18 protein-coding genes and 2 tRNA genes are annotated in these 17737 nt (G+C 69.6%); 6 read left to right on the top strand and 14 right to left on the bottom strand.

Annotated elements, in window-relative coordinates:
* Positions 1-55 precede the first annotated feature (55 nt).
* Positions 56-358, top strand: coding sequence for a helix-turn-helix domain-containing protein (locus BLQ73_RS15725; RefSeq protein ID WP_093171202.1), 303 nt, complete (start codon positions 56-58; stop codon positions 356-358).
* A gap of 66 nt (positions 359-424) precedes the next feature.
* Here the strand turns inward: BLQ73_RS15725 and thiD are convergent, their stop codons facing one another.
* The 3 genes from thiD to BLQ73_RS15705 all read right to left on the bottom strand — a co-directional run bounded on the left by thiD (position 425) and on the right by BLQ73_RS15705 (position 4361).
* Positions 425-1222 carry a bifunctional hydroxymethylpyrimidine kinase/phosphomethylpyrimidine kinase gene (gene thiD / locus BLQ73_RS15720; RefSeq protein WP_093171201.1) on the bottom strand — a complete coding sequence of 266 codons (798 nt, stop codon included), beginning with the start codon at positions 1220-1222 and terminating at the stop codon, positions 425-427.
* A 131-nt stretch (positions 1223-1353) separates the two neighbouring features.
* A complete protein-coding gene (locus BLQ73_RS32455; RefSeq protein ID WP_093171200.1) occupies positions 1354-2784 on the bottom strand; it encodes a hypothetical protein in 1431 nt (476 codons plus the stop codon).
* 593 nt (positions 2785-3377) lie between these two features.
* Entirely contained in the window at positions 3378-4361 is a 984-nt protein-coding gene (locus BLQ73_RS15705) for a thiamine-phosphate kinase (RefSeq protein ID WP_093171198.1), read from the bottom strand.
* 67 nt (positions 4362-4428) lie between these two features.
* On the opposite strand from BLQ73_RS15705, the gene BLQ73_RS15700 reads away from it, so the two are divergent.
* Both BLQ73_RS15700 and BLQ73_RS15695 read left to right on the top strand, forming a co-directional pair.
* Positions 4429-4668 (top strand): Lrp/AsnC family transcriptional regulator, encoded by a 240-nt coding sequence (locus BLQ73_RS15700; protein WP_093171197.1) that lies wholly within the window; start codon positions 4429-4431, stop codon positions 4666-4668.
* 13 nt (positions 4669-4681) lie between these two features.
* The gene (locus BLQ73_RS15695) at positions 4682-5116 is read left to right on the top strand and encodes a DUF3515 domain-containing protein (protein WP_093171196.1); all 435 of its coding nucleotides are present in this window, start codon (positions 4682-4684) and stop codon (positions 5114-5116) included.
* On the opposite strand, the gene BLQ73_RS15690 is transcribed toward BLQ73_RS15695, so the two are convergent.
* From BLQ73_RS15690 to BLQ73_RS15675, 4 genes are all read right to left on the bottom strand, one after another.
* Positions 5099-6208 (bottom strand): D-alanine--D-alanine ligase family protein, encoded by a 1110-nt coding sequence (locus BLQ73_RS15690; RefSeq protein ID WP_093171195.1) that lies wholly within the window; start codon positions 6206-6208, stop codon positions 5099-5101. The two genes, BLQ73_RS15695 and BLQ73_RS15690, sit on opposite strands and share 18 nt — an antisense overlap.
* A gap of 523 nt (positions 6209-6731) precedes the next feature.
* On the bottom strand, positions 6732-7967 hold the full coding sequence (locus tag BLQ73_RS15685) for a trans-sulfuration enzyme family protein (RefSeq protein ID WP_093171194.1): 1236 nt from the start codon (positions 7965-7967) through the stop codon (positions 6732-6734).
* Positions 7968-8005: 38 nt separating this feature from the next.
* Positions 8006-9013 (bottom strand): NAD(P)H-dependent glycerol-3-phosphate dehydrogenase, encoded by a 1008-nt coding sequence (locus BLQ73_RS15680; protein ID WP_093171193.1) that lies wholly within the window; start codon positions 9011-9013, stop codon positions 8006-8008.
* A gap of 105 nt (positions 9014-9118) precedes the next feature.
* Positions 9119-9844: a lysophospholipid acyltransferase family protein gene (locus BLQ73_RS15675; protein ID WP_093171192.1), complete on the bottom strand. Its 726-nt coding sequence runs from the start codon at positions 9842-9844 to the stop codon at positions 9119-9121.
* Positions 9845-9921: 77 nt separating this feature from the next.
* On the opposite strand from BLQ73_RS15675, the gene cofC reads away from it, so the two are divergent.
* Entirely contained in the window at positions 9922-10791 is an 870-nt protein-coding gene (gene cofC / locus BLQ73_RS15670; protein WP_338056632.1) for a 2-phospho-L-lactate guanylyltransferase, read from the top strand.
* A gap of 157 nt (positions 10792-10948) precedes the next feature.
* Here cofC and BLQ73_RS15665 read toward each other — a convergent pair whose 3' ends face one another.
* The 4 genes from BLQ73_RS15665 to leuC form a co-directional block, all read right to left on the bottom strand.
* On the bottom strand, positions 10949-11248 hold the full coding sequence (locus BLQ73_RS15665; RefSeq protein WP_093171190.1) for an HU family DNA-binding protein: 300 nt from the start codon (positions 11246-11248) through the stop codon (positions 10949-10951).
* 107 nt (positions 11249-11355) lie between these two features.
* The gene (locus tag BLQ73_RS32450) at positions 11356-11697 is read right to left on the bottom strand and encodes an SCO5555 family protein (protein ID WP_176955475.1); all 342 of its coding nucleotides are present in this window, start codon (positions 11695-11697) and stop codon (positions 11356-11358) included.
* The gene (gene leuD / locus BLQ73_RS15655; protein WP_093171189.1) at positions 11676-12263 is read right to left on the bottom strand and encodes a 3-isopropylmalate dehydratase small subunit; all 588 of its coding nucleotides are present in this window, start codon (positions 12261-12263) and stop codon (positions 11676-11678) included. Before leuD ends, BLQ73_RS32450 begins: the two co-directional genes overlap by 22 nt.
* 9 nt (positions 12264-12272) lie before the next feature.
* Positions 12273-13658, bottom strand: coding sequence for a 3-isopropylmalate dehydratase large subunit (gene leuC / locus BLQ73_RS15650; protein WP_093171188.1), 1386 nt, complete (start codon positions 13656-13658; stop codon positions 12273-12275).
* Between the two features lie 70 nt (positions 13659-13728).
* Here leuC and BLQ73_RS15645 point away from each other — a divergent pair, with 70 nt between their 5' ends.
* Together BLQ73_RS15645 and BLQ73_RS15640 are read left to right on the top strand one after the other, a co-directional pair.
* A complete protein-coding gene (locus BLQ73_RS15645) occupies positions 13729-14445 on the top strand; it encodes an IclR family transcriptional regulator (RefSeq protein ID WP_093171187.1) in 717 nt (238 codons plus the stop codon).
* 96 nt (positions 14446-14541) lie between these two features.
* On the top strand, positions 14542-16269 hold the full coding sequence (locus tag BLQ73_RS15640) for a hypothetical protein (RefSeq protein ID WP_093171186.1): 1728 nt from the start codon (positions 14542-14544) through the stop codon (positions 16267-16269).
* A 514-nt stretch (positions 16270-16783) separates the two neighbouring features.
* Here BLQ73_RS15640 and BLQ73_RS15635 read toward each other — a convergent pair.
* The 3 genes from BLQ73_RS15635 to BLQ73_RS33450 all read right to left on the bottom strand — a co-directional run bounded on the left by BLQ73_RS15635 (position 16784) and on the right by BLQ73_RS33450 (position 17652).
* Positions 16784-16859: transfer RNA gene (locus BLQ73_RS15635), tRNA-Glu, on the bottom strand.
* A 21-nt stretch (positions 16860-16880) separates the two neighbouring features.
* Positions 16881-16956 (bottom strand) — tRNA-Glu (locus BLQ73_RS15630).
* A gap of 444 nt (positions 16957-17400) precedes the next feature.
* Entirely contained in the window at positions 17401-17652 is a 252-nt protein-coding gene (locus tag BLQ73_RS33450) for a hypothetical protein (RefSeq protein WP_218125876.1), read from the bottom strand.
* Between the last annotated feature and the right edge of the window lie 85 nt (positions 17653-17737).

Genomic DNA, 17737 nt, shown 5'->3' with positions numbered 1-17737 from the left:
CTCACGCGACCAATAACTATACCGGCCATATTATCCCGGTACTAGAATCGGCGTCATGGTCAGGTTGCCGCTCACACCCGCAGAGGTCGAGCGCGGACAGCGCCTCGGCGCCCTGTTGCGTCGCGCCAGGGGCGAACGCTCGATGCTCGAGATCGCGCTCGATGCACGCGTCTCACCGGAGACCCTCCGGAAGATCGAGTCGGGCCGCGTCGCCACCCCCGCCTTCCCGACCATCGCGGCGATCGCCGATGTCCTCGGCCTCTCCCTCGATGCGGTGTGGGCCGAGATCAATCAGCCCGAGCATGGCGCGAGACCGACCCACACCGGTCGCAACGCACGTAAGCAGTTGACCTCGTAAGTCGGAAACGACGTGCCTCACCACGGGCGCGAGGCACGCTATGACTGTTGACCACCGCCGAGGGGATTAGGGGCGCCAGCGCCAGGCGTGGTCGACGGGGCCGATGCCGGAGCCGAGGGGGAAGCCTTGGGCGATGGCGCCGGTGACGTATTCCTTGGCAAGCCGTACGGCTTCGGGCACCTCGTGGCCGAGGGCGAGATGCGAGGCGATGGCGGAGGCGAGGGTGCAGCCGGTGCCGTGGGTGTGGCGGTTGTTGTGGCGGGGGGCTCCGAAGGTGTGCAGGGCGGTGCCGTCGGTGAGCAGGTCGACGGGGGCTCCGGGTAGGTGGCCGCCCTTGATCAGGGCCCAGCGGGGACCGAGGGCCAAGATGGCGTCGGCGGCGCGGCGCATGTCGCGTTCGTCCTGGACTTTAACGCCGGTGAGCTGTGCGACCTCCCACAGGTTGGGGGTGACCACGGTGGCCACGGGCAGCAGCCGGGTCTTGATGGTGGCGACCGCTTCGGGGGCGAGAAGGCTGTCACCGTGTTTGGAGACGCCGACGGGGTCGACGATGACAGGCGCGTCGACGGTGGCGAGCGACCGCGCGACGATCTCGACGAGTTCCGGGGAGGCCAGCATGCCGGTTTTGACGGCGTGTACTCCGATGTCACCGAGCACCGAGTCGAGCTGAGCCTTGACCGCTTCGCCAGGAAGCTCCCAGTAGCCCTGAACTCCGAGGGAGTTCTGGGCGGTCACGGCGGCGATCACGCTCATGCCGTGCACGCCCAGAGCGAGCATGGTCTTCAGGTCGGCCTGGATGCCGGCACCTCCACCGGAGTCCGAGCCCGCGACGGTCAGCACCAGAGGGGGAGTCACAACGGTCATGGCACTATCCAACCAGCCGCGCCGTCGACTCCCTCCCCCGGATCGCCCCGCGATCACCGCGGATCACTCCGGATCACTCCGGATGACCGCGGACCACCGCGGATCGCCGCGGACCACACCGGCTTATCGCGTCAACCGATCGAGCACTCGCCCCCGGCGAGGTTGCACGACTTGGGCGCCGCCTGCACGCCGTACGCCGTGAAAGTGATGACGTACTCCTGGCCGGGCCTCAGGCCCCCGGATCCCGCGATGGTGAGCGTGTCGCCCTGCTGGCGCCACGTACCGCCGTTCACCTGGGCGACTTCGGCGTGGACGGGCAGGCTGACACGCCAGCCGTCGAGCACGGCCTTGGCGTCGTTCATGACGACGAGCGCGGCGGTGTATTCGCGGGACGACTCGCTGACGACACCGTAGTTGATGCGCATCGAACCGCCCGAGACCCCCACCGTGGGCTCGCTGTGCGTCGGGGCGGAGGTGGGCCCGGGGGCGGGGACGTGGCTGATGTCCACACCGGGCTCCGTGGGGCTCTCGCTGGGAGAGTACTCGGGCTCGGGCTCCGGCTCCGGCTCGGGCTCGTCCGACGGGTCGTCGGCGCCCTCGGTCTGGCGGGTTTTGACCGGAGTCGGCCTGCGCTCGGGCGCGGCCGGTGCCGCCGTGGGCCTGCGCGGAGCAGGGGCGGTGGCGCTGGGGGCGGCGCTCTCCTCCGGCTCGGGCTCCTCCGGTGTGCCGCTGTCCTCGGCGAGAGGCTCATCGGTGATGCCGTCGAGGGAGCTGTCTTCCGGGAGCGGGGCGGCGGGCGAGGTGGCCGCGCAGTCCCCCCTCGCCGCACAGTCTCCTGCGGCCTGACCCTCGCCCGACATCAGGTTGACCGCGAGCACGGTCCCGGTGAGCACGATCGCCGCGGCGGCGCCCGCGAGCAGCGCCATTTTGGCCTTGCCTCGCCGCGGCGGCTCGTCGTCGCCCCAGTCTCCGTCGGCCGCGGCGGCGCGGCGGCGACGCCGGCGGCGCCTCGGCTCGTCACCACCGCCGTCGCTGTCGCCGTCGTCCTTCGACCACCCGGACGCGAGGAATCCGGTCCGCTCCTCCGCCGCCGGTACGGCATCGCCCGCGGGTACGGCGGCGCCCTCGCCCGGGGGCTGGTCGGCGGCGGACGACGGGGGCCAGATCTGCGTGCCCAGCACGCTGGTCTCGGACGACTCCGGGGGAAGGGGCCACCCTTGTGTCGCCCTGGGGTCGGCTGGGCGTGGGATGCCGTGGACCTGGGTGGCTTCGCCGCTGGTGGGCCAGCCTCGGGAGTCGTCCGCGGAGGGCGGTGCCGTACCAGGCTGGGGCGGGGGCTGCTGGAACGTGCCGCTGGCGGGCATGGCGAAGTCGCCGGTCTGGTGCCAGTTCCGCTCCGCGGCGTTGGCCTGGGACGGATCGTTGGACACGTCGAGCATGTCGTGGGATGCCCAGGTCTGCCCTGACTGTGTCTCAGGCGGCGCGGGCCACCAGGCGCCGGTCTGCTCGATGTCGTGCTGGGCGGGCCACGTGCCCGGAGGCGGAGTGTCAAGCGGATCCAACGGCCGGTCATACGAACCGGGCCGACCACGTGATGCCGGAGCGCCCAGCGGATCCGACGACTGATCATATGGACCGGGCCGACCACCGGGAGCCTGGGCCCCAAGCGGATCCGAGGGCCGATCGTGCTGAGCGGGCCACGCGCCCGGAGGCGGAGTGTCAAGCGGATCCAACGGCCGGTCGTACGGACCGGACTGAGGGTGCCCTTGGCCGGGGAACGCGCCATGTCCGGCGCCATGTCCGGCGCCGTGCCCCGTGCCCTGTCCCGGACCGGGTCCCTGTCCCGGACCGGGTCCCTGTCCCGGACCGGGTCCCTGTCCCGGACCGGGTCCCTGTCCCGGACCGGGTCCGTGGGTCACACCGTGCGGGGGCACCGGCGGCCACGAAGGGGCCGGATCCGTGCCCGGACCGCCGAAGTCGTCAAGCGGGCCACGCGGGGTGCCGGGAGCGGCACCCAGTTCATCCCGAAGCTCCGGCTTGTGTTCCTGCCCCCATCCTGAGTGTTCGGGATCTTCTGTTCCGCGGCGGCTCATCACAATCCTCCCCGTACGGAATCTCGATCGCCTGACTATGTAACACTAGGACTACCTTTTTGTCACAATTTTCCCGGAAAGTGATTCCAGCCACTCATGTTGTAGTCACGACCGGCCACATGGACGCCCTCCCCCGCAGCGATCTTCCCGACCGGCGTCCAATTCTCAGGAAGCTCGATATTCTCGGGAAATACAGCGGCCAGCGCATGGTCATCTCCCCCGGTCAGCACCCAATCGAGCGGGTCCGCGCCGAGCGTGTCCGCAACCAGGGTCAACGCCTCCGGCAGGTGGAAGCCGGCCGGATCGAGATCGATCTGCACCCCGCTCGCCGAGGCGATGTGGCCGAGATCTTGAAGCAGGCCGTCGCTCACATCCAGCATCGCGGTCGCCCCCAGCCGAGCGGCTTCCGGGCCGCTCGGATACGGAGGGCGAGGACGTCGATGCGCTGCGATAACCTGCTCCGCTGCCTGTCTCAGCCCCTCAGGCCCCGATTCGGGCACGCCGATATTCACCCCGGCTTCGAGGAGGGCGAGACCGGCGGCGGCCCATCCGAGGCGGCCCGCGACCGCGACGACCTGACCGGGCCTCGCGCCCGCGCGGGTCACGGCGGGACGGCCTTCGAGATCGCCAAGGGCGGTCACACCCAGAAGGACCATGTCACACCTGGCGATATCACCCCCCGCGACACTTGCCCCCACCAGGTCGCATTCGTCCCGCAAACCATCGGCGAGATCGTCGACCCATTCCACTTCGGTCTCGGCGGGCAAGCCGAGGCCCAGAAAGAGTGCCGTGGGACGCGCTCCCATAGCGGCGACATCGGCGAGGTTCTGCGCTGCGGCCTTACGTCCTATCTCATAGGCACTAGACCAATCCCGCCGAAAGTGCCTACCCTCGAGCAACAGGTCAGTTGTCACAACGACGCGTTGGTCAGGCGCTCCGACGATGGCTCCATCGTCACCAGGGCCAAGCAAAACGGTGTCGCTTTGCGGCAAGCGTCCAACAATACGATCAATCAGTCTGAATTCGCCAAGATTTCCGACTCTGATGACGCACCTCCTGGGGCAAGTCAGGGTACGGTGACCCTCCGGGGTTGATCCAATCCGGGAGGACGTGATGGTGCAGGCCTACATCCTTATCCAGACAGAGGTCGGCAAGGCGGCGAACGTCGCTCGCGAGATCGGCGCCATAGAAGGCGTCTTGCAGGCCGAGGACGTCACAGGGCCCTACGATGTGATCGTCCGCGCCGAAGCCCGCAATGTCGACGAACTCGGCAAGCTCGTGGTGGCCAGAATTCAGGGAGTGCACGGGATCACGCGTACCCTGACGTGTCCCATAGTTCACCTGAACTCCTGACTGGAAGTCGTTCATGCGCAAGTCGTTGATCGCTGTGCTCGCCGTACTCACCCTGGGCGGGTGCGGCGGCGCGGTCCACGTGGAGCCGCCGAAACCCACGGGCGACGCCTTGGCCATGTGCGACAGACTCGCCCCCTTCCTTCCGCAGACCCTTGACGGCACAGGCCGCGTGGAGTCCTCACCCGCGTCCCCTTACGTCGCGGTCTGGGATTCAGGACGCATAGCTCTGCGCTGCGGAGTGCCGCGCCCGGCCAACATGGCCGCCACGGATCGGCTCTCCGAGGTCAACGGGGTCGGCTGGTTTCCCGACCCGAAGAAGCCGACGCTGTTCACCGCCGTCACCGACCTCGGCTACATCGAACTCACGGTCTCCCGCGAACACACCCCGGCCGGTGTCATGGTCGAGCTGTCGGAGCCCATCACCAAGGCGCTAGCGAAGACCGGGTGACCGGCGCAGCGCCAACTGGATCAGGCGGTCGACCAGCGCGTCGTACGGCAGGCCGGCGGCGGCCCAGAGCTGCGGCGCGACCGACAGCGACGTGAAGCCGGGCATCGTGTTGATCTCATTGAGGATCAACTCGCCGTCGGGCGTATAGAAGAAGTCCACCCGCGACAACCCCTCGCACCCGAGGGCCTCGAAGGCGCGAACGGCAAGGGCACGCACCTCCTCCGCCACCTCGACCGGGATGTCCGCCGGAGCCTCAAGCCTCATCTGATCCGGGTAGTACTTCGCCTCGAAGTCGAAGAAGGCATGCCCCTCGGAGACAAGCACCTCGCCCGGCACGCTCGCCGTGGCGGGAGCGTCGTCCAACGACTCCAGCACCGCGCACTCGATCTCCCGGCCGACGATCGCGGCCTCGACCATGACCTTCGGGTCGTGCCGACGTGCCTCCTCGACGGCGGCCTCCAACTCGGCCCTATCGTGGGCCTTGGAGATGCCCTGGCTGGAGCCGGCGCGCGAAGGCTTCACGAAGACCGGCCACCCGAGATCCTCGATCTCCTTCAGCACCCGAGCCCGGTCCACCCGCCAATCGCGGTCACGCACCACCACGTATTCGCCGACCGGCAGCCCCGCGGCCGCCAGCACGAGCTTCATATATGCCTTATCCATGCCGACCGCGCTCGCCAGCACACCAGAGCCGACATAACGGACCCCGGCCATCTCCAGCAGGCCCTGAATAGTGCCATCCTCGGCGAACGGGCCATGCATCACCGGGAAAACCACGTCGACCTGGCCCAACTCAACCGGAACCCGGCCCGGCTCCAAAGTCACCAGAGGCGCCGCACCCGACCGCAGCACCACCTCGGCTCCAGACGCCTCCACCGCCGGGAGCACGCCATCCTCAATCGCGAAACGCTGAGACTCCGAAACGACCACCCAGCGGCCGTCCTCAGCGATGCCCACCGGAACCACGTCATACTTGGCCCGGTCAATGGCCCCCAGCACACTGGCGGCGCCGAGAATGGACACCGCGTGCTCAGAGTTGCGACCGCCGAACACGATCGCCACCCGCGGCCGAGCTTCACGCTTCTGGTTCATGATGCCCGAATCTAGCAGGCCGCTTGCGCGCTTCCGCTGTGTCTATTGCGACGCTTCGCGTCGCGGCGAGGGGGCTCTTGACCCGGCTCTGATTGCGACGCTTCGCGTCGCGGCGAGGGGGCTCTTGATCCGGTGCTTTCCCTCGTCGCTCTGGTCGCTGCGCTCCCGACGCTCCTCAGTCCAAGCACCGGCGCCCCCTCGCACTCCCAGGCCGGGCGACTCCCGAACGTCAGCACTCCGGGGCGTCCGACTCCCGGGACGTCGGCCTGCCTCTACAGCCGACTCCCTTAAGTTGTAGAAGCAGTGTTTATTGCGCGCCTTCGGCGCGCGGCGAGGGGGCTCTTAACCCGGTGCTTTCCCTCGTCGCTCTGGTCGCTTCGCTCCCGACGCTCCTCAGTCCAAGCACCGGCGCCCCCTCGCACTCCCAGGCCAACCAACTCCCGAACGGGACAGGGCAACACGGGCGGCTCCCGACACGTCGGCCTGCCAGGACAGTCGACCTGGGAGGGAGGGGTGAGGGGGGTCAGGCGATGGTTGTGGTGGGGAGGGAGTTGAGGGATCGGGTGACGTCGGCGATGAGGTCTTCGGCGTCTTCTAGGCCGATGGAGAAGCGGACGGCGGCGGGGTCGATGCCGGAGGCGGTGAGGACGCCGGGGTCGAGTTGGCGGTGGGAGGTGGAGGCGACGTGGGCGGCTCTGGTGTGGGTGCCGCCGGAGGAGGTGGCTACGCGGGCGAGGCGGAGGCCGTCGGCGAGGGCGATGCCGGCGCGGTAGCCGCCGTGGGGGGTGATGGTGACGGTGGCGCCGTACCGGGTGCCTTCGGGGCCGGAGTCGAAGAGGGTTTGTGCGAGCCGGTGGCTCCGGTGGTAGGGCAGGCCGGGGTAGTCGACGCGGCGCACGGCGGGGTGTTTGGCGACGGAGGCGGCGAAGAGCATGGCGGTGGAGCACATGCGGCGTACGCGCAGGGGCAGGGTGGCGAGGCCGCGACGGAGGAGGAAGGCGTCGTCGGGCGACATGGAGGCGCCGGTGTGGATGCGGACGTCACGGAGTCTGGCGATGAGGTCGGGACGCCCGACGACGACTCCTCCGGTGCAGTCGTCGTGCCCGCCGAGGTAGGTGGTGGCGGAGTGGAGCACCAGGTCGGCGCCGTGTTCGAGGGGGCGGCAGACGATGGGGGTGGCGGAGGTGGAGTCGACGATGAGGATGGCGCCGACCCTCTGCGCTATGCGGTACAGACCGCGCAGGTCGCTGACGAGCATCGCGGGGTTGGAGAGTGTCTCGGCGTAGATGAGCCTGGTGGTGGGCCGTACGGCCGCGCGCACGGTGTCGAGGTCGGTGTAGTCGACGAAGTCCGAGAGCACGCCGAACCGGGACAGGACTCTGGAGAGCAGCGAGTAGGTGCCGCCGTACACGGGTGCGGGGGCGATGACGTGGGCGCCGGAGCCGAGGAAGGTCATGAAGACGGCGCTGAGGGCGGCGGTGCCGGATGCGAACGCCTGGCCGGCGACGTCCTCGGGCGCGGCGGCGCCTTCGAGGGAGGCGACGGCGGCGGCGAGGGAGGCGGTGGTGGGGTTGTCGACCTGGCCGTAGGTGACGCCGGGCGAGCGGTCTCTCAGCATGTCGGCGTGTTCCGCGGAGTCGTCGAACGCCCAGGCCGAAGATCTCCAAACCGCCTGACCGAGCGCGGCCTGCCGAGGCGTGGGGGGCGGCGGGAGGTGGACCGAGCGGGTGTTCTCACCCCGGGGCCTACGGTCGTTCATGCTTCACTCCGTTCGCGCGCGACCGCCCGCGGCGGTCGTCACACTCCGTAGCGTTCTGGTTTGGGGCTGCGCGACATCAGCAGCACTCCGGCCTCCGCCGGGGTCAGGCCGTCGTGGACGACACCCACCACGACCTCGGTGATGGGCATCTCAACATCATGCTTTCTGGCAAGTTCGAGCACCGACTCACAGGACTTGACACCTTCGGCGGTTTGCTTGGTAGCGGCGACGACCTCGCTGAGGGTCATGCCGCGACCAAGATTCTCGCCGAAAGTACGGTTTCTGGACAATGGGGATGTACAGGTAGCAATAAGATCACCCATTCCGGCTAGTCCGGCGAACGTGTGCTGGTCCGCACCGAGCACGGCGCCCAGCCGGGAGATCTCCGCCAACCCGCGGGTCATGAGGGTCGCCCGCACGTTGTCGCCGAGCTTCATGCCCGCCGCGACACCGACGGCGAGGGCGATGACGTTCTTGACGGCCCCGCCGAGCTCGACTCCGACGACGTCGGGATTTGTGTAGGGCCGAAACCAGGGGACGTGGCACGCTTCCTGCAGCCGGTCGGCGACCGACTCGTCGGTGCAGGCGACCACGGCGGCGGCGGGCTGCCTCTCGGCGATCTCCAGGGCGAGGTTGGGGCCGGAGATGACGGCGACCCGCTCCTCCGGCACGCCCACCACCTCGCGCACGACTTCGCTCATGCGCTTGCAGGAGCCGAGTTCGATGCCCTTCATGAGGCTGACCAGTACGGCATCGCCGGGGATGTGCCGCCGCCACGCCGCGAGGTTGCCGCGCAGCGACTGCGACGGGACGGCCAGCACCATGAAGTCGGCGCCGTCGAGGGCCTCTTCAGGGTGCACGGTGGCGCGCAGTGTGGGCGGCAGCGGAATACCCGGCAGGTAGTCCGGGTTCTCGTGCCGCCGGTCGATGGCCTCGACGACCTCGGGACGCCGCCCCCACAGAATCGTGTCGGTGCCCGCCTCAGCGAGGATCGTGGCGAACGTGGTGCCCCACGAGCCGGTACCGAAAACGGCAGCCTTGGTCATCTCTTCACCGTACGTCGATATCAGTTGACAGAAAGGAATATTGGCGGAGTTTGCAGGAGCTTTCCCGACTTGGCGTTGAACGGCCGTTCCACGCGTTCCGCGGGCTCAGGACGCCGGCGGGATCTCCTGCCGCAGGTCGAAAGGAAGGTCGGGGGCCTTCTCGTTGCGGATCTCCCCGAGCTGCTGATTGATCGCTCCCATGATGTCCGCCGTGGCCTCGCGCAGAACCGCCGCCCGCATGGGCAGCCCCTCGTACTTCGACAGGTCGACCGGCGGTCCCGCGATCACCGAGAAGGTCTTGCGGGGAAGCAGTCTCGGCCGCTTCTCGCCGTACGGCAGGAGCTCCTGTGCCCCCCAGTGCGCCACGGGGATGACGGGGACCCCCGTGGACAGGGCGAGCCTCGCCACGCCGGTCTTGCCGGACATCGGCCAGAGTTCCGGGTCGCGGGTGCAGGTGCCCTCGGGATAGAAGATCACGCACGCGCCGTCCCGGAGCGCCTGCTCGGCATCCTTGAGCGAACGAGCCGCGTCGGTGCTGCCCCGGTGGACGGCGATCTGCCTGAGTTTCCGGACGATGTGTCCGAGCACCGGAACGCCGAAGATGCCGGATTTAGCGAGATAAACCGGCCAGCGTCCGTTGTCATAGGCGTAGTGGGCGAACAGCACGGGGTCGCTCCACGACAAGTGATTGGCGGCAATGATCACACCTCCCTGCCGGGGGATGTGCTGCCTCCCCTTCCACCTGCGTTTGATGAAGAGCAGGAGCAGCGGCTTGATCAACGCGACAGCCAGGGCTTCCCACAGAAAGGGCGGACGTCCGGGGCGGCTCATGGCTTCCTCCACTCGTACAAGGCGTGACAAGTCTCCCGGTTCGTTCCGCGAGCTGTCGAGGCGGGATGCTTAAGGTTATGCGTGCGGCGGCGGAGAATCCCGGCTGGTCCATCGTGGTGCCGGTCAAGACCCTGGTGATCGCGAAGTCGCGGCTGGCCGATCTCGCCGGGCCGCACCGGGCCGCGTTCGCGGTCGCGGTGGCGGGCGACACGGTCGCCGCCGCCCTCGCCTGCCCCGCCGTGGCGCGTGTCGTGGTCGTGACGGGCGACGCGATCGCGGCCGAGGCCCTCGGGCGCCTCGGCGCCGACGTGGTGGACGACCCGCAGGCCGGGCTGAACGCGGCGCTGCGCCACGGTGCGGCTCATGCCGTACGGCTGGCGCCCGGCGACCCGGTCGCCGCGCTCCAGGCCGACCTGCCCGCGCTGCGCCCGGCCGAGCTCGCGACCGTGCTCGCGGCGGCGGGCGAGACCGAGGAGTCGTTCCTGCCGGACGCCGCCGAGATCGGCACGACGTTCTACGGTGTGCGGGCCGGGCTGCCGTTCCGGCCCCGCTTCGGCGGTGAGTCGCGGGCCAGGCACCTGGCGGGAGGCGCCAAGGAACTGGTGCTCCCGGGGGTGGCGTCGGTGCGCAGGGACGTGGACACCCCCGCGGACCTGGCGGACGCGGCCGGGCTCGGCCTCGGCCCGCGGTCGTCGGCGGTGGTGGCGCGGATGTGGAACCCCGGGGAGGCTACGCTGATCGACGTGCAGGCGACCGTGCGCTCCTTTGACCCGAACACCCGCTCCGGGTCGGTGTTCCTCGACGACGGCACCGAGCTCCTCTTCGACGCGGCGGCCTTCGACGCCGGGCCGCTGCGGCTGCTGCGCTCGGGCCAGCGGGTCAACATCGCCCTCGACGGCGACAGGATCACTTACGTCACGCTCTCGACCTTCCCCCTGCCGGACTGATGCGCGCCTGACTGATACGCGCCCGGCCGACATGCACCGCCGACACGCAGCCGGCTGACCCGGGGCCCGACCGGCAGAGACCCGGCCGACACGTGCCGACACGCATTGAGCGCCCGGGCCTCTCACCGACCCGGGCGCCCATGACGTCTACCTGTGGTTACTTCCTTCTGGCCGCCTTCTTGCCCCCGGCGTTGACCAGCTCCTTGAAGTCGGCGCCGGGCCGGAACTTCGGCGCCCAGCTCTCCGCCACCTTGATCGGGTCTCCGGTCGAAGGGTTTCTGGCCGTGCGAGCGGGCTTGTGCACCATCTCGAACGCGCCGAAGCCCGTGATCGAGACCTTGTCACCGCTGGCGACCGCAGTCTGGATGGCCTCAAGCACGGCGTTCACCGCCTCGTTGGCCGTCTTCTTGTCGCCGACCCGGTCCGCGATCGCGTCGACGAGTTCGCGCTTGTTCATCTAGGTTGCTCCCCCTATTACGGCTCGGGGTTCTATCAGTACACACTCGAAGGGTCGAGGTTAGAAACCCCTTACCCGCTTGAAATTAGGGGACTATCGCGCGGGACTCAATCACCTTGCGTAATGTTTCGCTCGCGCGGCGTGTCGCTGACAGGGCGCGGGCGGGGCGGCGAAGGCGTCTCCGGGGCACGGGAGGGCACGGCCGAGGCCGCCGCAAGATCAGCCAAAAGCAGGTCCAAACGGGCCGCGGCGTGGCCCAGGTCACGCTTGGCGAGGTCACAGATCGCCACGAAGCGCCGCGCGATGCGCTCCTTGTCGACGGGGGGCAGGGCAAGCGCGCGAACGCGGCGGTGCGCATCGCGCAACCGCCGCGCAAGCTCGTCCGGCCCGGGGGCCTCCGAGAGGCCACGTGGAGCGGTGGATGTCCTCAGACGGTCGTCGGCAGCCATGTCTGCCGACCATTCTCGTATGCCGTGATGTCGTCCCCGTGACGCAGGGTCAGTCCGATGTCGTCCAGGCCCTCCATCAGCCGCCAGCGGGTGTAGTCGTCGATCTCGAAGCCGACGGCCTCGCCGCCCCAGCGGACCTGCCGTTCGACCAGGTCGACGGTCACCTCGACCGCGGGGTCGGCCTCGACGGCCTTCTGCAGCGCCTCGACCTTGTCAGCCGGAAGCACGACCGGGAGCAGGCCCATCTTGGTGGAGTTGTTGCGGAAGATGTCGCCGAAGCGGGCGGCGATGACGGCGCGGAAGCCGTACTGCTGGAGCGCCCACACGGCGTGCTCGCGCGAGGAGCCGGTGCCGAAGTCGGGACCGGACACGAGCACGGTCGCGCCCTCGTAGACGGGGTTGTTGAGGACGAAGTCTGGGTCCTCGCGCCAGGCGGCGAACAGACCGCGCTCGAAGCCGGTGCGGCTGACCTGCTTGAGCCAGACGGCCGGGATGATCTGGTCGGTGTCGACGTTGCTGCGGCGCAGCGGAACCGCGCGGCCGGTGTGGGTGGTGAAGGCGTCCATCACGGCTCCTTAGAGGTCGGCGGGGGCGGTCAGCTTGCCGGTGACCGCGGTGGCGGCGGCGACGGCCGGAGAGACGAGGTGGGTGCGCCCGCCCTTGCCCTGGCGGCCCTCGAAGTTGCGGTTGGAGGTCGAGGCGCTGCGCTCACCCGGCTTGAGGGTGTCGGGGTTCATGCCGAGGCACATCGAGCACCCGGCCTGGCGCCACTCGGCGCCGGCGGCCTTGAACACCTCGTCGAGGCCCTCGGCCTCGGCGGCCTTCTTGACCTGCATCGAGCCGGGGACGATCAGGGTGCGGGTGACGACCGTGCGTCCGCGCAGGATGTCGGCCGCGGCCCGCAGGTCCTCGATGCGCCCGTTGGTGCACGACCCGACGAACACCGTGTCGACCTCGACCTCGACCAGCGGCGTGCCGGCGGTGAGCCCCATGTATTCCAGGGCCCGCTCGGCCGCGGCCCGCTCGATCGGGTCGGCGAAGCTGTCCGGCGAGGGTACGGCGGAGCCCAGCGGAACACCCTGCCCCGGGTTGGTGCCCCAGGTGACGAACGGCGTCAACGCGGAGGCGTCGATCTCGACCACCTGGTCGAAGACGGCGTCGTCGTCGGTGCGCAGGGTCTTCCAGTAGGCCACGGCCTCGTCCCAGGCCGCGCCCTCAGGGGCGTGGGCCCGGCCGCGCAGGTATTCGAAGGTGGTCTCGTCGGGGGCGATCATGCCGGCCCGGGCGCCCGCCTCGATGGACATGTTGCAGACGGTCATCCGGCCCTCCATGGAGAGCTTGCGGATGGCCTCACCGCGGTATTCGACGATGTAGCCCTGGCCGCCGCCGGTGCCGATCTTGGCGATGATCGCGAGGATGAGGTCCTTGGCGGTCACGCCGACCGGCAGCTCGCCGCTCACCTCGATGGCCATCGTCTTCGGCCGGTAGGAGGGCAGCGTCTGGGTGGCCAGCACGTGCTCGACCTCGGAGGTGCCGATGCCGAACGCGATGGCGCCGAACGCGCCGTGGGTGGAGGTGTGGGAGTCGCCGCACACCACGGTCATGCCGGGCTGGGTCAGACCGAACTGGGGTCCGATGATGTGGACCACGCCCTGGCCGGCGTCGCCCATGGGGTGGAGCCTGATCCCGAACTCCGCGCAGTTCTTGCGCAGGGTCTCGACCTGGGTCTTGGACACAAGGTCGGTGATCGGGCCGAGCACGGTCGGGACGTTGTGGTCCTCCGTCGCGATGGTCAGCTCCGGTCGCCGCACATTCCGGCCGCTGAATCGCAGGCCGTCGAACGCCTGCGGGCTGGTCACCTCATGGATGAGGTGCAGGTCGATGTAGAGCAGGTCGGGCTCACCGTCGGCACGTCGCACAACGTGCTGCTCCCAGACCTTCTCGGCCAGTGTGCGGCCCATGTCGCCTCCTTGCGATCTCGCTCTCGCACCCGACTTGCTTTCTCATATGCCGAGACGGCAGTATCGGGTTATGGACAACTCTAGCGGAGTCGGAGTACTCGACAAGGCGGTTCTGGTGCTCAATGCCCTGGAAGCCGGTCCGGCCTCCCTGGCGCAGCTCGTCAGCGCCACCGGACTCGCCCGGCCCACCGCCCACCGGCTGGCCGTGGCGCTGGAGCATCACCGCATCGTCTCCCGCGACACCCAGGGCAGGTTCATCCTCGGGCCGCGGCTTTCGGAGTTGTCCACGGCGGCCGGCGAGGACAGGCTGCTGGCCATCGCCTCCCCGGTGCTGACGCACCTGCGGGACCTGACGGGGGAAAGCGCGCAGCTTTACCGCCGCCAGGGCGACGAGCGGGTCTGCGTGGCCGCGGCGGAACGCGCCAGCGGCCTGAGGGACACCGTACCCGTCGGCTCCGGCCTCCCCATGGGCGCGGGGTCGGCCGCGCAGGTGCTGCTCGCCTGGGAGGAGCCCGACCGGCTCCACCGGGGGCTGCGGGGCGCCAAGTTCACCGCCGCGACCCTCGCGAGCGTGCGCCGGAGAGGGTGGGCCCACAGCATCGGCGAGCGCGAGCAGGGCGTGGCGAGCGTGTCGGCGCCGATCCGCGGCACCGGCGGCAAGGTGGTGGCCGCCATCTCGGTCTCCGGCCCCATCGAACGCCTGACCAGGACACCTGGCCGCCTGCACGCGGCCCCGGTGGTCGCCGCGGCCGAACGCATCGCCGAGGCGATGCGCCGAGCAAACTGAGACTCCGGCCAAACATGACAACTCGGGCTAGGTGAATCCTGGCCTGAGCCTCGATATCGGGAGCCGAGCACTGCCCGCGCCTACTAGCCTGATCGGGTGACCGATCGCATCGAGGCAGCCGCGGCTGAACTGCGCCCCCTGCTCCAAGAGTTCATTCTGTGGGCGCCGGACCACGCGCCGGGCAGCGACCCGGACCTGGTGGGCCCCGCCGTCCTGTGGCATCGGCTGATCGCCTCCGACGACGTGGGCAGATGGCGCAGGGCCGATCTGCGCACGGTCCTGCTCGACCGCATGCCGAAGGTCGTCGAAGATCCCGACGAGGCCGCCGACGGCATGGTGACGGCCGTCCGCGCCTACCTCGCGTTCCTCGACGCCACCGGACGCCTCGCCAAGGGCTCCGACTCCCTGGACGACCTCCTCGCCGAGCTCGACCACCTGGAGGACGACTTCGTCGAGGCCATGGAGGAGCTGATCGACGAGGAGGGCGATTACGAGGAGGAGGAGGTCGACGGGGGCCTCGGCGACCTCGAACCGTTCGCCGACGACCTCACGGCCCTCCCCACGATCCGGCTCCGCCCCGACGCCGAACTCGCCGCGGCCGCCCGCGAGGTCCCCCTGATCGCCCGCGCCCGCGACCTCGCCCTGTGGGTGGGCACCGAGCGGCGCATGGGCGAGGAGAGCCTGCTCCACGACGACGAGATCGAAGAGGCGCTCGCCGTCGTCGGACTCCCGAGGCCCGACACCACCGGCACCGCCCTCGCCGAGGCCGTGCCCCACCTGTGGAACCTCTGGAACCTCGCCGTCGACCTCGAATTCCTCCGGCCCGACGGCGACGACACCGTCAGCGTCGATCCCGACACCGCCGCCTGGCCGTTCGAGGACGACGAGGACGTGCTCGACGCCTGGATGCTCGGCATGCACTCGGTCGACTACGGCGACCCCGAGCTGCCCGACGAAGACCTCACGATCGTCCTGTCCGGCCTGACCAGGGCCCTTCTCGTCCGGCTGCTGCTCGCCGGCGGCGAGCGGTCGCTCGCCGCGCTCCGCGACGACCTCGCCGAAGCCGCCGCCGACCTCGACGACCTCGGCGGCGACGCCTGGGCCGGCGCCGCGGCGGCGCTCGGCGACCCGCTCGGCCCGCCCGTCGAATGGCTCAAGGGCTACGGCATGGTCGCCCTCGACGGCGACACGCTGCGCCTGACGCCCCTCGGCACCGAAGGCATCGTCCACCTCGTCGACGACGCCGACCTCGACGTCGACGCCCGACCCGCCATCGACGCCATGACGGCCTTCGAGCTGCTCGCCTTCAGCCCCGAGCTGCCCGAGGAGGAGGCCGACGCCGAGTTCACCGCCTGGCTCGGCCTGCGCGAGCCCGAGCAGGCCGCCAGGGAGCTGCTCCAGGCCGCCGTGGAGGATGAGGCCGACGCCCTGATCCGCGTCCAGGCGGCCAGCCTGGTCGGCTCCCTCGGCGACGAAGCCGTCCCCGCCTGGCAGGAGGCGCTCAAGGAGCCCACCCTGCGGGCCTACGCCGCCACCCACCTCGCCCAGCTCGACGTCGACGGCTCCGAGCCCACCCAGGCCGACACCCATTGGATCATCCTCGACATGTGGACGATCTCCGCCGGGCTCGGCCGCCACGAGTTCGTCAGCAGCCTCCACGACATCGGGCCCTCCGCCGTCCTGTGCGAACTGCTCGACGTCATCTGGAAGGTGCCCCACCCCCACGTCGAAGAGCTCCTTGAGGCCATCGGCGAGGCCCACCCCGACAAGCAGGTCGGCAAGGTCGCCAAACGCGCCCTCTTCAAGGCCCGCTCCCGCCGCTGACCGCCCCCGGCGGCCCCCTCAGGGGGCCGCCCCCCGGCGGGCACCGGAGTCTCACGTCTTCCCCGCGGGAGCGGCGAACTCGCTTCGGGAAGCGATGAACTCGGCGGGTCTCCCCGCCCAGGTCTCGTAGCCCCGCGCGCAGGGATGGAAGCCGTCTTCGGCGAGAAAGCCCGGCTGCGGTGGACTCGCCGAGGACCGCGAGGCGCAGCGGTACGGCTTCGCCGTACCGCTTCTCCGCTCGTCTCTCGGGAGACGGCGCCGGCGCCGCCTGCTGCTCCTCCAGGGACGTCGCCGGGTCGCGGTAGAGGACGATGCCGTGGCGGGCTCCGGCGACCTTGGGAAGGCGCGGGGGCGGCGCACGAGTAGGCCTAACACGAGTAGGCCCTGAGCGGCCGGCACGGCGAGCAGGAGAAGGGGAGACAACGGGGCGAAGCGAATCAAGCGCTCTTGTGTGACCATGGCACAACGCCTCAGGGAAAGCGGAAACCCCAGGGATCACCCTGGGGTTTCGCGATGGTAGCCCCGACCGGATTCGAACCGGCGCTACTGCCTTGAGAGGGCAGCGTCCTAGGCCGCTAGACGACGGAGCCATGCCTAATGAAGTGACAAAGTGGTAGTCCCGACCGGATTCGAACCGGCGCTACCGCCTTGAGAGGGCGGCGTCCTGGGCCACTAGACGACGGGACCTTGTCACTTACGATTGCCGCGATCACTCGCGACTGTCACACGGGGCGACGGCCACACGGGGCGGGAGTGATCTCACTGGGTGGGGATCACCGGACCTCCCCGGCAACGGCAGTAACTCTACCGCACCTCCAGAGTGCTCAACAAACGACAACTCAACCGAGCAGGCCCCGCCGATAGGCATCCGCCACGGCCCAGGAGCGGTCTCGGGCGGGGCGCAGCCACGCCCCGGGTTCCTCGGGTTTCCCCTCTCCCGATCGGACGGCCGTCCTCTCGTCGTCATAAGCCGCTGCCTCGCCATGGTGGGGAGATAACGCGAAAGGCAACGGAAGATAGCGGCGAAAAATAACAAAGGCGGATGTCTCAAAGAAGACATCCGCCTCATAACCAGCCGAAATGGCTGGGATACCAGGACTCAAACCTAGACTAACTGAACCAGAACCTGAGTCAGCGGAGATCGCGCTCGGAATTCGTGCGGCCGTGCGTCTTCGATGTCATGATGCTCTCCACGTTGGCGACAAGGCGCGTGTTCTGCGCGTTCAGCGGGTGAGCGCGCATGTGGATGTCGGCTTGTTGGTGGCACCAGCGCCGGGCGAGGTCGGGCAGTCCACAGTCGGAGGCGATGAGCGCCGCCTGGTTATGCACGGCGGCAGCTTCGGTGAGGTCGTCGGCACCTTCGGCCTGGGCTGCACGTCGCACAGGTAGGCAACCCGCCGCTCCAGCGGAACGCAGGCCGGACGGGTCCGGGCGACCAGCGGGAAGCGGCGGGCGAATGGGCCGGTGG

This window comes from Sinosporangium album (genome assembly GCF_900100605.1).
GTDB classification, from domain to species: Bacteria; Actinomycetota; Actinomycetes; order Streptosporangiales; family Streptosporangiaceae; genus Sinosporangium; species Sinosporangium album.
This window is presented reverse-complemented; position numbering and strand designations above follow the sequence as displayed.

What these genes read in the sequence shown, in the direction of transcription:
- BLQ73_RS15725 (WP_093171202.1), top strand. Translation starts at nt 56, where the DNA reads ATGGTCAGGTTGCCGCTCACACCCGCAGAGGTCGAGCGCGGACAGCGC.
- thiD (WP_093171201.1), bottom strand. Translation starts at nt 1,222, where the DNA reads ATGACCGTTGTGACTCCCCCTCTGGTGCTGACCGTCGCGGGCTCGGAC.
- BLQ73_RS15700 (WP_093171197.1), top strand. Translation starts at nt 4,429, where the DNA reads ATGGTGCAGGCCTACATCCTTATCCAGACAGAGGTCGGCAAGGCGGCG.
- BLQ73_RS15695 (WP_093171196.1), top strand. Translation starts at nt 4,682, where the DNA reads ATGCGCAAGTCGTTGATCGCTGTGCTCGCCGTACTCACCCTGGGCGGG.
- BLQ73_RS15690 (WP_093171195.1), bottom strand. Translation starts at nt 6,208, where the DNA reads ATGAACCAGAAGCGTGAAGCTCGGCCGCGGGTGGCGATCGTGTTCGGC.
- BLQ73_RS15685 (WP_093171194.1), bottom strand. Translation starts at nt 7,967, where the DNA reads ATGAACGACCGTAGGCCCCGGGGTGAGAACACCCGCTCGGTCCACCTC.
- BLQ73_RS15680 (WP_093171193.1), bottom strand. Translation starts at nt 9,013, where the DNA reads ATGACCAAGGCTGCCGTTTTCGGTACCGGCTCGTGGGGCACCACGTTC.
- BLQ73_RS15675 (WP_093171192.1), bottom strand. Translation starts at nt 9,844, where the DNA reads ATGAGCCGCCCCGGACGTCCGCCCTTTCTGTGGGAAGCCCTGGCTGTC.
- cofC (WP_338056632.1), top strand. Translation starts at nt 9,922, where the DNA reads ATGCGTGCGGCGGCGGAGAATCCCGGCTGGTCCATCGTGGTGCCGGTC.
- BLQ73_RS15665 (WP_093171190.1), bottom strand. Translation starts at nt 11,248, where the DNA reads ATGAACAAGCGCGAACTCGTCGACGCGATCGCGGACCGGGTCGGCGAC.
- BLQ73_RS32450 (WP_176955475.1), bottom strand. Translation starts at nt 11,697, where the DNA reads ATGGCTGCCGACGACCGTCTGAGGACATCCACCGCTCCACGTGGCCTC.
- leuD (WP_093171189.1), bottom strand. Translation starts at nt 12,263, where the DNA reads ATGGACGCCTTCACCACCCACACCGGCCGCGCGGTTCCGCTGCGCCGC.
- leuC (WP_093171188.1), bottom strand. Translation starts at nt 13,658, where the DNA reads ATGGGCCGCACACTGGCCGAGAAGGTCTGGGAGCAGCACGTTGTGCGA.
- BLQ73_RS15645 (WP_093171187.1), top strand. Translation starts at nt 13,729, where the DNA reads ATGGACAACTCTAGCGGAGTCGGAGTACTCGACAAGGCGGTTCTGGTG.